The organism is Hydrocoleum sp. CS-953 (genome assembly GCF_002260545.1).
Classification (GTDB): Bacteria; Cyanobacteriota; Cyanobacteriia; order Cyanobacteriales; family Microcoleaceae; genus Trichodesmium.
The window spans coordinates 1-12,249 of record NZ_LGSU01001403.1 but is presented as its reverse complement, the minus strand read 5'-3'; the positions used below and the strand labels follow the sequence as shown (position 1 = coordinate 12,249).

General features: G+C 43.3%; 14 protein-coding genes and 3 pseudogenes. 2 read left to right on the top strand and 15 right to left on the bottom strand.

The window, feature by feature from the left end:
* Together AFK68_RS46800 and modB are read right to left on the bottom strand one after the other, a co-directional pair.
* Nucleotides 1–288 (bottom strand): ATP-binding cassette domain-containing protein (locus tag AFK68_RS46800; protein ID WP_246844513.1); only part of this gene is annotated, 288 nt, incomplete at its 3' end.
* A gap of 419 nt (nt 289–707) precedes the next feature.
* Nucleotides 708–1,369 (bottom strand): molybdate ABC transporter permease subunit (gene modB / locus AFK68_RS28195; protein ID WP_143438374.1); only part of this gene is annotated, 662 nt, incomplete at its 3' end.
* 664 nt (nt 1,370–2,033) lie between these two features.
* Here modB and AFK68_RS42750 point away from each other — a divergent pair.
* Nucleotides 2,034–2,396, top strand: a complete 363-nt coding sequence (locus AFK68_RS42750) for a hypothetical protein (protein ID WP_246844511.1) — start codon at nt 2,034–2,036, stop codon at nt 2,394–2,396.
* Between the two features lie 937 nt (nt 2,397–3,333).
* On the opposite strand, the gene AFK68_RS42745 is transcribed toward AFK68_RS42750, so the two are convergent.
* The 13 genes and pseudogenes from AFK68_RS42745 to AFK68_RS46780 all read right to left on the bottom strand — a co-directional run.
* Complete coding sequence (locus AFK68_RS42745; RefSeq protein ID WP_371357606.1) at nt 3,334–3,777, bottom strand: hypothetical protein; 444 nt, start codon at nt 3,775–3,777, stop codon at nt 3,334–3,336.
* 171 nt (nt 3,778–3,948) lie between these two features.
* The coding region (locus tag AFK68_RS42740) for a glutathione S-transferase C-terminal domain-containing protein (RefSeq protein ID WP_246844510.1) at nt 3,949–4,344 on the bottom strand (396 nt) is incomplete at its 3' end.
* A 2-nt stretch (nt 4,345–4,346) separates the two neighbouring features.
* A partial coding sequence (locus AFK68_RS28170; protein WP_143438373.1) for a glutathione S-transferase family protein occupies nt 4,347–4,955 on the bottom strand: 609 nt, incomplete at its 3' end.
* A 33-nt stretch (nt 4,956–4,988) separates the two neighbouring features.
* Nucleotides 4,989–5,189 (bottom strand): annotated as a pseudogene (locus tag AFK68_RS28165) (glutathione S-transferase); the annotation flags it as partial.
* Nucleotides 5,190–5,382: 193 nt separating this feature from the next.
* On the bottom strand, nt 5,383–5,694 hold the full coding sequence (locus AFK68_RS28160; protein ID WP_094677006.1) for a YciI family protein: 312 nt from the start codon (nt 5,692–5,694) through the stop codon (nt 5,383–5,385).
* Nucleotides 5,695–5,724: 30 nt separating this feature from the next.
* Nucleotides 5,725–5,859, bottom strand: coding sequence for a hypothetical protein (locus tag AFK68_RS43670; RefSeq protein WP_256386673.1), 135 nt, complete (start codon nt 5,857–5,859; stop codon nt 5,725–5,727).
* Nucleotides 5,860–5,885: 26 nt separating this feature from the next.
* A pseudogene (locus AFK68_RS40015) lies at nt 5,886–6,522 on the bottom strand (dihydroxyacetone kinase subunit DhaK); the annotation flags it as partial.
* Nucleotide 6,523: 1 nt separating this feature from the next.
* A partial coding sequence (locus AFK68_RS42735) for a dihydroxyacetone kinase subunit DhaK (RefSeq protein ID WP_256386674.1) occupies nt 6,524–6,962 on the bottom strand: 439 nt, incomplete at its 3' end.
* Between the two features lie 718 nt (nt 6,963–7,680).
* Nucleotides 7,681–7,872: pseudogene (locus AFK68_RS46795) on the bottom strand (DAK2 domain-containing protein); the annotation flags it as partial.
* A 1-nt stretch (nt 7,873) separates the two neighbouring features.
* Nucleotides 7,874–8,319 (bottom strand): DAK2 domain-containing protein (locus AFK68_RS46790; protein WP_371357605.1); only part of this gene is annotated, 446 nt, incomplete at its 3' end.
* Nucleotides 8,320–8,651: 332 nt separating this feature from the next.
* Nucleotides 8,652–9,440, bottom strand: a complete 789-nt coding sequence (locus tag AFK68_RS28140) for an HAD-IA family hydrolase (RefSeq protein ID WP_094676998.1) — start codon at nt 9,438–9,440, stop codon at nt 8,652–8,654.
* Entirely contained in the window at nt 9,437–9,679 is a 243-nt protein-coding gene (locus AFK68_RS46785; protein ID WP_371357604.1) for a class II fructose-bisphosphate aldolase, read from the bottom strand. Before AFK68_RS46785 ends, AFK68_RS28140 begins: the two co-directional genes overlap by 4 nt.
* Nucleotides 9,680–9,681: 2 nt before the next feature.
* The coding region (locus AFK68_RS46780; RefSeq protein WP_371357603.1) for a ketose-bisphosphate aldolase at nt 9,682–10,528 on the bottom strand (847 nt) is incomplete at its 3' end.
* A gap of 965 nt (nt 10,529–11,493) precedes the next feature.
* Between AFK68_RS46780 and AFK68_RS28130 the strand changes: the two genes are divergently transcribed.
* Complete coding sequence (locus AFK68_RS28130) at nt 11,494–12,189, top strand: hypothetical protein (RefSeq protein ID WP_094676994.1); 696 nt, start codon at nt 11,494–11,496, stop codon at nt 12,187–12,189.
* Nucleotides 12,190–12,249 lie beyond the last annotated feature (60 nt).

The following is a 12,249-nucleotide window of genomic DNA, read 5'->3' as shown; positions in this document are numbered from 1 at the left end:
AAGTTCCCCTGGATATCGTTTTTCATATCCTGGTAACTGCACTGCCAAGAGATGCGCTCGTACTTGTTGTTGAATCTCGTTTGAGGACAAACCTCTAGGTAAACCAAAAGCAATATTTTCAGCAACGGTTAGATGGGGGAAAAGAGCATAGTTTTGAAATAGATAACCAACGTGGCGATCGCGACTGGGTAAATCAATTTTCTGTTCTGCATCGAATAATACTCGCCCATTTAAAACTATGCGTCCTTGAGTCGGAGTTTCTAAACCAGCAATACAACGCAGGATCATACTTTTGCCAGCACCGGAACCTCCTAATAACCCCAATGGTTTATCATTAGCACTGAAAGCAACATTTAAGAGAAACCCAGGGAGTTGCTTTTTGATATCTACAAATAGACTTTGTGACTGGGTACGGGAGTTGAGTGTAAAAGGTGTTGTTTGAACTTTAGGTACAGAGCGCACATCAAGAATTTGCTTTTCTGTTTTTTGTGCCATGCGCTTTTTAATTTGAGATTCTGACCAGAAGTTGACACCAGTTATCACCCCAAGAGATATGGCTAAAATTACTAACACCCAAATAAATGCTTCTTTCATATTTCCGCCTTCGGAAGCGAAGAATATAGCAATAGGTATAGTTTCGGTTTTGCCAGGGATGCTACCTGCTAACATTAAAGTTGCACCAAATTCTCCGAGCGATCGGGCAAAANTTTTTAATTTGAGATTCTGACCAGAAGTTGACACCAGTTATCACCCCAAGAGATATGGCTAAAATTACTAACACCCAAATAAATGCTTCTTTCATATTTCCGCCTTCGGAAGCGAAGAATATAGCAATAGGTATAGTTTCGGTTTTGCCAGGGATGCTACCTGCTAACATTAAAGTTGCACCAAATTCTCCGAGCGATCGGGCAAAAGCTAGTAATGTTCCGGCAATAATTCCTGGTTTTGCCAAAGGTAAGAGAATTCGCCAAAATACTCTCCATTCTGAAGCGCCTAAAGTTCTAGCACAAGCAAGCAAACTGGTATCAATTTGATTAAACGCTGCGAGTGATGTTTTGTACATCAGGGGGAATGAAACAACCGTAGCTGCAATTACGGTAGCAGGCCAAGTAAAAATTAATGTTATCCCCATTGATGAGAGTAGATGACCGAGGGGACCATTTCTACCCAATAATAATAGTAATAGAAAACCTGTGACAGTTGGAGGCAATACTAGGGGGGATGTTAAAATGGCATCAATTAGTCCTTTGTTTTTACCACGATATGCTAGCATCCAACGTGCTGTGGCGATGCCGAGGAAAAAGGTAATAACTGTACTGACTGTTGCAGTTTTGAGGGAAATCCAAGCTGGAGATATGTCTAAGTTCATTGTTAATTTTTAGGGGAAAAGGTTAGATTTGGTGGATAATTTGTGGGGGAGATTTTAGCTAATAAAATTTTCAATAGTTATTAATTTACCTATAGCTAATTTTTGTAGTAGTTTTCTGTTCATTAAGAACTATCCCTGGTCATAAAATCGGTAGGGTTGTTTAATTCTCACAAGAGAAAATTCTTACAGGTGAGGGGAAAGTTGATAAAATGTAACTCTTGTGTTATAATTCTCTAACTAATCATCAAAAAAAAGGAATGCACTTTTACTATTGTAACATTTTAGGTGTGTCAGAACAGTATTTTACAGCAGTTTTCATTTCAGTAGACCACAGTAGGGACTAACCATGGTTAGTCCCTACTAGGTTTTGGTTGTGAAGATGTGGTTCATCAACTTGAAANTTCATTTCAGTAGACCACAGTAGGGACTAACCATGGTTAGTCCCTACTAGGTTTTGGTTGTGAAGATGTGGTTCATCAACTTGAAAAGCGCTGTAAGTTATTAATCAACACTTGAGAGTAATGAGGGAGCGATACTGCTGACGCAACGCTCCGCGAACGCATAACCTTGCACCCAGGTATTGCTAAACTAAGGGATAAATTTTTGTACTTCCTCTTTCTCTAAAACTATTGCTCAAGTTCAACAAGAGTATAATATCAAGTATTTGGAAGCAGACTTTATTGAAATTACCGATTTAAAACCTTCCGATCTGTTTGTTAAGGAATTGAAATTCAGCGAACAGAACATGGATATATACACATCTGAATACTCAAGATGCGAAAATATTATTTATCCAATTTTAAGAGAAGTTTATAAAAGTTTCATTGACAAATATGCTCTTTGGAGCCACAAGTCCATAACTTATGATGCTAAACTAAATGGAACGCCTGATTACTTGTTCTCAACAAAATCAGAATTAGGTAAAACTGTTTTGGGTTTTCTAATTCTCGTTATTGTTGAAGCAAAAAAGAATGATTTTAGAGAGGGATGGGGGCAATGTCTCCGTGAGTTGATTGCTGTCCACTAAATCAAGCCGAGGAACTTCCCGTGTATGGGATAGTAACAGATGGACAATGATGGCAATTTGGAAAATTAGTATCCTATAAATTCACAAAAAGCAAATTGAGAATTACTATTACCGATTTAGATAAAATTTTCGGAACAATAAGTTTTTTCTTGTCAAGCAAAAGGGAAGCAGATTGAAATTACAGCAATTTCGGAGGCGCGTAAGGTACAAAATAAAGACTAGAAGTCTGTTAGTAATTTTGGTAACACAGCCTTCAAGGCTGTAACAAGCAGGATGCTTGTGNCCTATAAATTCACAAAAAGCAAATTGAGAATTACTATTACCGATTTAGATAAAATTTTCGGAACAATAAGTTTTTTCTTGTCAAGCAAAAGGGAAGCAGATTGAAATTACAGCAATTTCGGAGGCGCGTAAGGTACAAAATAAAGACTAGAAGTCTGTTAGTAATTTTGGTAACACAGCCTTCAAGGCTGTAACAAGCAGGATGCTTGTGTTACAAATACCTGTACCTCACCATCCTCATGCATTGCTGTAAATTCGGTTTTTTCTTGCCTTCAACACCAAAGTTTAATAGCACTTACGCAAAGAAACCCGGTTTCTACAGTAAATCATTGTTTTTGACAATAAACATCTACGAGAAACCTGGTTTCTGGGTTCGCCAATAACTGATAACTGATAACTGAATAGCCCCTCTGCAATCAAAGATTTGAAGAGGGGAATTCTCACTCCATTGTTAAATTTGGCTGAAATTAGCTGGATCTTGGTCGCGCCTATCGCGNACTTACGCAAAGAAACCCGGTTTCTACAGTAAATCATTGTTTTTGACAATAAACATCTACGAGAAACCTGGTTTCTGGGTTCGCCAATAACTGATAACTGATAACTGAATAGCCCCTCTGCAATCAAAGATTTGAAGAGGGGAATTCTCACTCCATTGTTAAATTTGGCTGAAATTAGCTGGATCTTGGTCGCGCCTATCGCGCACCGGAATTGGTCTTCCTTGGCGATCGCCAGATAGAGCAGCCGTGGTTTCTAATGCTTCTCTGAGTCGTTTGCCGGCATAGATAGACATATCTCTCGGTACACTAATACGATCGCGCAGGTAACGCATGGCTGGATCGGAACCAGATGGTGGCGGACAGAGTTCTCCTGTCATCATGTAAGTCAGAGCGCAACGCAAGGCTTCATCAAAAAGGCGATCGTCTGCTGGATTAACGCGAATGATATTATGACGATGCTTTAGCACCCGATGCAGAGCTTCCGTTCGAGACGTTTCCGGTTCTGGATATATCACATCTGGTAATCCGAACCAAGGACCGCTATCGACTCGTTTTTGATTAATCTCAGTTTGAGATTCTTTGTTAGGATAACATCCACCCATTTGCGGTGGTAAATCGTGAGCATGGGTATGAAAATCGCTTTGTGTTCCTCGATAGGTGGATCGGGTTTCCCTAGCATCAAACCAATCAGAGAGCCTTGGGATTTATTCCCGCAATGAATAGCCTTTGTATTAGTAGAGGATGGGATTCTTCCGGCGAACATTGGGTGTTANTGGTAATCCGAACCAAGGACCGCTATCGACTCGTTTTTGATTAATCTCAGTTTGAGATTCTTTGTTAGGATAACATCCACCCATTTGCGGTGGTAAATCGTGAGCATGGGTATGAAAATCGCTTTGTGTTCCTCGATAGGTGGATCGGGTTTCCATAGCATCAAACCAATCAGAGAGCTTTGGGTTTTCTTCCCGCAATGAATAGCCTTTGTAGTAGTAGAGGCTGGCATTCATCCGCTCGACATAGGGAGTAAAAACCACATCAACTATACCAAATTCTTCCAGAAAATAAGGTCCTGGAGTATTGGCTAGAGCAGTTTCAACTTGAGCTACGATGGAGGTAAATTGCTCTCGACTGCGTTGGTCTTCCCTTTGCGATCGCGTGGGGTAGCACAACNAGTAAAAACCACATCAACTATACCAAATTCTTCCAGAAAATAAGGTCCTGGAGTATTGGCTAGAGCAGTTTCAACTTGAGCTACGATGGAGGTAAATTGCTCTCGACTGCGTTGGTCTTCCCTTTGCGATCGCGTGGGGTAGCACAACCAAGTACACCAGCCACGAAAGAGTAGACGTTCTAGCTGACGCAGAGGTAACGCTCGGCGATCGCCCATTCCTACCTGATTTAATGGGCCAAATGCGTCTTCTAATGCTAATAAGATATCATCACTTTCTGTAATTACCTGACCGTCAAGTTCTAGGGCCGGAAGCATTCCCGATGGCACCTTTTGCTTATACCACTTTTCTTTCGTTCCATAACAGAACATAGTGACTTTCTCAATACGGTAGGGAATCTGCTTTTCCTCTAACCACAGCCACACTTTTTGGCAATAAGGACACCAAGCATGATGATCGCGATAAAGAGTAACTCGCACATCTGATTCTGCTTGTCCAAACAGGCGTAGTCTCGTTTGGGAATTGGTTGGTCCGTTCACCGTATCTCGCTCAAATGTGGCGAGTTGTTGTAGTTCTTCCCAACTCAAAGGTAAAGATTTGGTCGTTATCATAAGTTACTCCAGAAAATAATCTTCAATTTTATNTAACCACAGCCACACTTTTTGGCAATAAGGACACCAAGCATGATGATCGCGATAAAGAGTAACTCGCACATCTGATTCTGCTTGTCCAAACAGGCGTAGTCTCGTTTGGGAATTGGTTGGTCCGTTCACCGTATCTCGCTCAAATGTGGCGAGTTGTTGTAGTTCTTCCCAACTCAAAGGTAAAGATTTGGTCGTTATCATAAGTTACTCCAGAAAATAATCTTCAATTTTATCACAGATTTCTCCGACTCGGAGTCTGACGGTTAGCAGACGGAAGTGGAATTACGTGAGGCAGTCGCCGGTATCGCTGAAGATGTTCGCTTCCAGGATTGGTAATACTTCTGGGCGCTGGATTACTATATTGTTGTACTGTTACCCCTCTATCTGCGGATGCTTATTGGCCGAGAAAGCGATCGCTCCCAATATGAACTTGCCACTCTACAACTCTAGCCGAGTCTGCGAGCAAACCATCTCGCACACGGGGACTACCATTGACAATCGCTTGCGCTGCTTCAAGGTCTTCAGCCTGAATCACCCAAATCCCCGTGCCATCATGGGGCAAAAATGGCCCGCAGCAGAGCAATACTCCTTTTTCCTGTTGCTCGCGAAACCATGCTAACTGGTCTCGATCGTGTTCTGGGTGGGCTTTTTTATAGTCGTAATATTCTGGAACAGTTGCCACTACTACAGCAAAAAGCTTAGACATGATGATAACTCCAATTCATTTTATATCAGGTTATGACTTAAAAAATTCAAAATTCCGAAAGCCATTGAGAACATGGGTATCTTGGTATCTCTTTTCTGGCGTACCATATCCGACAGAAACCGGGTTTCTTTGAGAAATATTCACTCTTGTTGCAAAAATTTTCATAGAAACCCGGTTTCTTGATTTTATCTCTAAAATACCCGAATTGGAATCTCGGCTGGTGCCAACAACAAGTCTTTCAACTCGTCATCCACCTTACATAAGGTAATTGACATCCCGGCCATTTCCAATGAGGTGCAATATTCGCCCACATAGCTGCGCCACACTTTGATACCTTTGGCTTCCAACTGTTGGTGAGCATAGCCATACAGCAGATAAAGTTCGGAAATTGGCGTACCCCCTAAACCATTAATCATCAGCGCCACTTCATCCCCATTATTAAATATGGGGGCAGCAGTTTCGGTTTCTGATATCGGCTTGGAATCGGTGAGAATAGCTTCCAGCATTCGATCGACTATTTCATTGGCGCTGGTTAGTTTTTCCCTGGCCCGACCTGGTTCCCCATGAATGCCGACACCCATCTCAACTTCATCTTCTGCCAGAGTGAAAATGGGTTCGCCTTTGGCTGGGGGAGTGCAGCCAGTCAAAGCCATTCCCATAGAACGGATAACATCATTTACGCGATTACCGAGAGCGACCAATTCATCTAAGGAAGCGCCTTTTTCTGCCGCTGCGCCAACCGCTTTGATGACAAAAAAGTTGCCAGCCACGCCACGGCGACCTACAGTGTAGAGACTGTCTTTAACCGCTACATCATCATCGACAAAANCCGCTTTGATGACAAAAAAGTTGCCAGCCACGCCACGGCGACCTACAGTGTAGAGACTGTCTTTAACCGCTACATCATCATCGACAAAAATAGTTTTGACCGTAATTCCTTCATCTTCCAACTCTTCGGCAGCATCGCGGAAAGCTGCTCGATCGCCCGTATAGTTGTTGACAATATGCAACACCCCTTTGGCTGAGTTGAGGAGTTTAGAGGACTCGACCACATAATCAATTGGCGGAGCCGAAAAGACATCCCCCGGACAGGCACCGTCAAGCATCCCCTGGCCGACAATCATGACATGGGCTGGTTCGTGACCGGAACCAGAACCCTGAACGATCGAGACTTTATTGTCATTGGGAGCATCGGCTCGCATAATCAGGTTGTAGTCGGGGACGTATTTGACCTTACCAGGATTAGCAAGCTCTATTCCCTTGAGCATTTCGGGAACAAATTGTTTGGGATTATTAACAAATTTCTTCATTGGTTTTTTTCCTCTGATTAATTAGTTAGTACTTACGACCCCACGAGTAGGGTAGGCTTAATACTTCTGAGTTAAGCATATAGGTTGTCATTGCGAGGGGGGTAGGACGCGATTAACTTATGGGAAATTGAATTAACCCCCCCCCGAAGCAATCCCCCCGCCCTGTATAAGATGAAGACCACTTCGGTGTCTTTCGGTGTATCTTTGGTCACTCGATGTCTTCTGGGAGCGCTAGTTGCACTACCGGTGAAGACATCCTACTCGTATTACCCAGGATACAACGAGGTGAGATTGCTTCGGGGGGATTGCTTCAGGAGTCTTAACAATATTATTTTGTCAGCCCCCCTCGCAATGACAGGTTGTTAACCGAGAAGTATTGAGGGTGGGCTTTTAGGCAAGCTCACCTTTGAGGTCAGTTGAATTTCCCTGCCTGCGTAAGTCAGATATATCTCAAAATCATTAGTTGCTAATTCTGAGTCAAAAATGATTTTAACTAGCTATTAGCTTTTCCTGACGGAATGCTGCGCAAACAGCATTTAGCTATCAGCTAAAAATCCGAGGCTTTAGGTCCCCCACTATATTTAGCAAAATTAGTGGTGTGTGTTAATGGGGGTCTTAGTCCCCCATTATACACAGTGAAAAGCTGATTGCTGACTGCTGACTGCTGACTGCTACTTCAAGATTTTGCCCAAGCAGTGGCGACATTCTCAAGCATCACAGCCACAGCTACTGCCCCAGCATCATAAGTATCTTTACTCCGATCACCTGTGTAAGATGCGCGACCTCGTTTGGCGACCCAAGCTTTCGTGATTTCTGCCTGCTCTCGCGCCGCTTTGGCCGCTGCATCGATCGCTGCTTGAGTATTACCNCCCTTGGCGATCGTTTGCTCAAAAGCATCTGCCCCTGGGACTAAGGCATCCAGCAACGTTTTGTCACCTAAGTTCGCCCCCCCGCGATCCATAATTCCATCCGTCGCAGCACGAAACATGGTCACCACATCTTCGGCGTTCAGCATTTCTTTACCGCTAATGCTCTTGCCAGCACTCCGAAAAGCAGCCCGCCAAATTGAACCGGAAGTACCACCAATATTTCTGGAGATAATTTTAGCACATCCGAGCAAAAAACTCTCAGCGCTACTGCGATCTATTTGGTCCCATTGTGACAAAATGGCACCAAAGCCACTTTCCAGGGAGGTGCCGAAGTCCCCATCACCCACCACACCATCCAACTCGGTAAAATATTTTTCATTATCAATGGATGTTTGGGCAATCGTGCGCACCACCAGTTCTATATTCTCCAAACTACTTCGCGCCATATTTCCTCTCCTCGATACAATATGTTCTTATCCCTGGGAATCAGTCAAAACCTGCTCAAGGTCATCTACGGTAAAATATCCTTGTGGTTTAACATTAGTTCTATTTTGCCCGATCGCTATCGACTCGTTACCGGGTTCTCCGAAATCCGACAACACTAATGCCGCTTCACTAAAATCCTCATTTTTGGTCAACTCATTGTATGTGACAATACAGGTCATCCGCGCAGCAGTAGCAGCGAGCAAACCATTGCGCGTATCTNCGTGCGCACCACCAGTTCTATATTCTCCAAACTACTTCGCGCCATATTTCCTCTCCTCGATACAATATGTTCTTATCCCTGGGAATCAGTCAAAACCTGCTCAAGGTCATCTACGGTACAATATCCTTGTGGTTTAACATTAGTTCTATTTTGCCCGATCGCTATCGACTCGTTACCGGGTTCTCCGAAATCCGACAACACTAATGCCGCTTCACTAAAATCCTCATTTTTGGTCAACTCATTGTATGTGACAATACAGGTCATCCGCGCAGCAGTAGCAGCGAGCAAACCATTGCGCGTATCTTCTACAACGATGCAGTTAGCTGGGTCTAAGTTCAATTTTTCCACAGCGAGATTATACACATCTGGGGCGGGTTTTTTGGCTTTGACCATATCGCCCGCAAAAACTCCAGCGAATTGACTGGCCAGTTCGACCCCCATGACGTGACGCAGCACTGCCTCTACAGAAGCGATCGCAGAAGTCGAACAAACTGCGAGGAGCCAACCATTTGCCAAAGCTGTCTGGGCTAGGCGTTTAACACCGGGACGACCGGGAATTGCCCCAGTAGCGATCGCCTGCTTATAAATTTCCGTTTTGCGCTTATGCCAACCCATGACAATATTCCACCAGGCTGACTCAGACTCTGGAACCGGGTACACCGCCCGAAAATCCTCATCTTTTCCCAAGCTGAACATTCGCTCTTTGCCCCCACCAATTTTAACTTTCTGGGCATATTGTTCCAGGCTCCACTGCCAATTTATGCCCTGTTCGCGCCACATTTGGTTGAAGGCCACTAAATGCCCATCTCGCTCGGTGTCAGCCAATACCCCATCGCAATCAAAGATTAGTGCTTTTTTCATGCTTTTCCTTCACTGCCAAACAACTTACAATAGTGCTGCGTCAATTTGATTACCTCACTATGTACCGCCCCAACCAGTTTCAAGGGGTTGTATTCGGTTGGTCGCTCTTCGAGGTATGTGCGGAAGCTATCAGCGTAAGTTTGCTTGAGTGCAGTGGAGATATTCACCTTAGCCGTGCCAAGACTAATCAGCCGTAAAAAGACATCATCACTCAGACCGCTTCCCCCGTGCAAGACCATTNCTTTTCCTTCACTGCCAAACAACTTACAATAGTGCTGCGTCAATTTGATTACCTCACTATGTACCGCCCCAACCAGTTTCAAGGGGTTGTATTCGGTTGGTCGCTCTTCGAGGTATGTGCGGAAGCTATCAGCGTAAGTTTGCTTGAGTGCAGTGGAGATATTCACCTTAGCCGTGCCAAGACTAATCAGCCGTAAAAAGACATCATCACTCAGACCGCTTCCCCCGTGCAAGACCATTGGAGTATTGGTCGCTGCCACTATCTGCTCCATTCTACCGTAGCGAATTTGTGGGGTTGCCTTGTAAAAACCGTGTGCGGTGCCAATAGCGGGTGCATAACAGTAAATCCCACTTTCCTTGACAAAGGCGATTGCCTCTTCAATTGATATCAGTTGTCCTTCTGTCTCGCTACCGATGTCGTCTTCAACACCAGCCACCGGCACCACTTCCCCTTCTACATGAGCTCCGTACTGAGCCGCATATTTGGCGATCTCTTGAGTCGTCCGAAAGTTTTCCTCAAAAGAGAAACTCGATCCATCAAATAGTACCGCGTTCCAGCCCAACCGGAGACATTCTTTCACGATTTCGGGGTCGGGGCAATGATCCAAGTGGAGGGTTACGGGGACTGAGGCTCGTTCGGCCATGTTACTAAACATATCCTGGATGACTTTGGCTCCCCAGAATTTAATCGTTTTAACTGAGATTTGAATAATTAAGGGGGAACGAGACTCCTCTGCCCCCTTAATCAAGCCATCCATGGTAATATCATCGAAAGCATTAAATGCCGGAACTCCGTACCTATTTTCAAAGGCCGGGTTCATAATTTCTGGTAGGGTGACAACAGTCATTCTTCTGCTCTATAAAACTGATACAAAGCGTCACATAACGTGACTAATTGATAGGGTAGCTGCTCTATAAAACTGATACAAAGCGTCACATAAAGTGACAAATTAACGTTTACTTCCTGCTTCTACTGAGACCGTCGGCGGTTACTCATCCACAGGCATTCACGACCGAGCCGACCGCATTTCTTAAATAAATTTATACTTGCGTTTAAATCGCGGTCTATTGACAAGCCACATTAGTGACAGTCATAAGTAAAACTTATATTCACAATAAATGAAGGGTTTCAGCCTTTTTTATTCATTAAAAATTGTATTTTTTGATACAAATTTTACCTGAAACCTATCTAGTTTCTAAACGTATCACGATTTTTGTATATTTTATATGTACTTTTATGAATTTTCATGGCCTACACTAGCAAAACCGTTAGCTGGACTGGAGAAATCCTCAACAATTTAGGTGGTAAAAAAGTTGTGACTGGTATCGGTTGGTTTTGGCCTTGATCGCGAAGCGGAACGGATGTTCTATCGGGACTTAAACGGAGCGCGTGGAATTTTGATTATGCATCGTGGTAGAAAATTTTTCTACCACATTGGGAGATACCCCCTCATATCAAATCCGGTTGAATAGTTATTGTATAGTTGGGGGTGAGGAGTAGGGGAGTAGGGGACTAGGGGAGTAAGGGAGATTGAAGTTAATTATAGAATTATAAACATATACTATATAACCGGATTCTATATCAGTAACTTGATCTTACTGTGCATTGTTAACAATTGTTAGCAAAATAGTATCGGTAAAATTAAATATGCTAGATATTTCCCCAGCTTTTACACAAACGATACCAACGGACATGATATGATTAGTTGACAACTGAACTACTGTCCAAGTATAGCAATAATACCAGGGAATTGGTATTAGACAAAACTTAAATGGTAAAATATAAGTCTTAATCAAATCAAAGGCGCTAAAAATGTCTAAATCTAGTCAAGTTTTAATTGATGCTTTTCTCACTGAGCGTAATGCACCAAATCCTCTCGGTGACCGTAGTCCTACCTGGGGTCGTCATGTAGACGATCTTTCTATGGTCGATCCTGGAGAAATTGCAGAGAGTGTTATAGTTATTGAACCTTGGGAGCATGTTGGCGAACGACCAAGCGATAAAGTTGGCGTCATGGCATCAGAGAACGTGGCCTATATTGTCGATCAGATTCTGGGTTTACCTACCCTTATTGTGCCCGCTTGGAAGCATGGTATTTCTGACCTAAAGCGCTTTGCTGCCCTGGCAAGCGTAGCCAAACTTATAGTATTGGAAGGAGGCGAACCGGATGTTCATGTAAAAGAGACTTTTTCGCAAGAATTTCCTCGTTCAGATGCTACACAACTGATTGTTGAGTTACTTCTAAAACAAGTGCCTTTTATTGGCATTTGTCTCTCTCATCAGCTTACAGCGCAGGCCCATGTAGAATTAATCCGTGAATCTGTGCGTCGTCTAGAAAAATCAAAACAATCAGCGTTTGTTGCTGTTAGTCGTCGCATTACCGAGATGGCAAATCGCCTAAAGGTCGAAAAGAGTTATGGTACTGTCGCCCAATCTTGGAACGATGAATCCTTTGCCGTTGCTAAGAATGAAGAAATTAGCCATTCTAATAGAGTTGTTGGGAAATAACTTAGATTACAAAAAAAATAAAATGAAAACAGATATATTTAGTTAGTGATTTTATTATTT

What these genes read in the sequence shown, in the direction of transcription:
- AFK68_RS42745 (WP_371357606.1), bottom strand. Translation starts at nt 3,777, where the DNA reads ATGGGTGGATGTTATCCTAACAAAGAATCTCAAACTGAGATTAATCAA.
- AFK68_RS28160 (WP_094677006.1), bottom strand. Translation starts at nt 5,694, where the DNA reads ATGTCTAAGCTTTTTGCTGTAGTAGTGGCAACTGTTCCAGAATATTAC.
- AFK68_RS43670 (WP_256386673.1), bottom strand. Translation starts at nt 5,859, where the DNA reads ATGAAAATTTTTGCAACAAGAGTGAATATTTCTCAAAGAAACCCGGTT.
- AFK68_RS28140 (WP_094676998.1), bottom strand. Translation starts at nt 9,440, where the DNA reads ATGAAAAAAGCACTAATCTTTGATTGCGATGGGGTATTGGCTGACACC.
- AFK68_RS46785 (WP_371357604.1), bottom strand. Translation starts at nt 9,679, where the DNA reads ATGGTCTTGCACGGGGGAAGCGGTCTGAGTGATGATGTCTTTTTACGG.
- AFK68_RS28130 (WP_094676994.1), top strand. Translation starts at nt 11,494, where the DNA reads ATGTCTAAATCTAGTCAAGTTTTAATTGATGCTTTTCTCACTGAGCGT.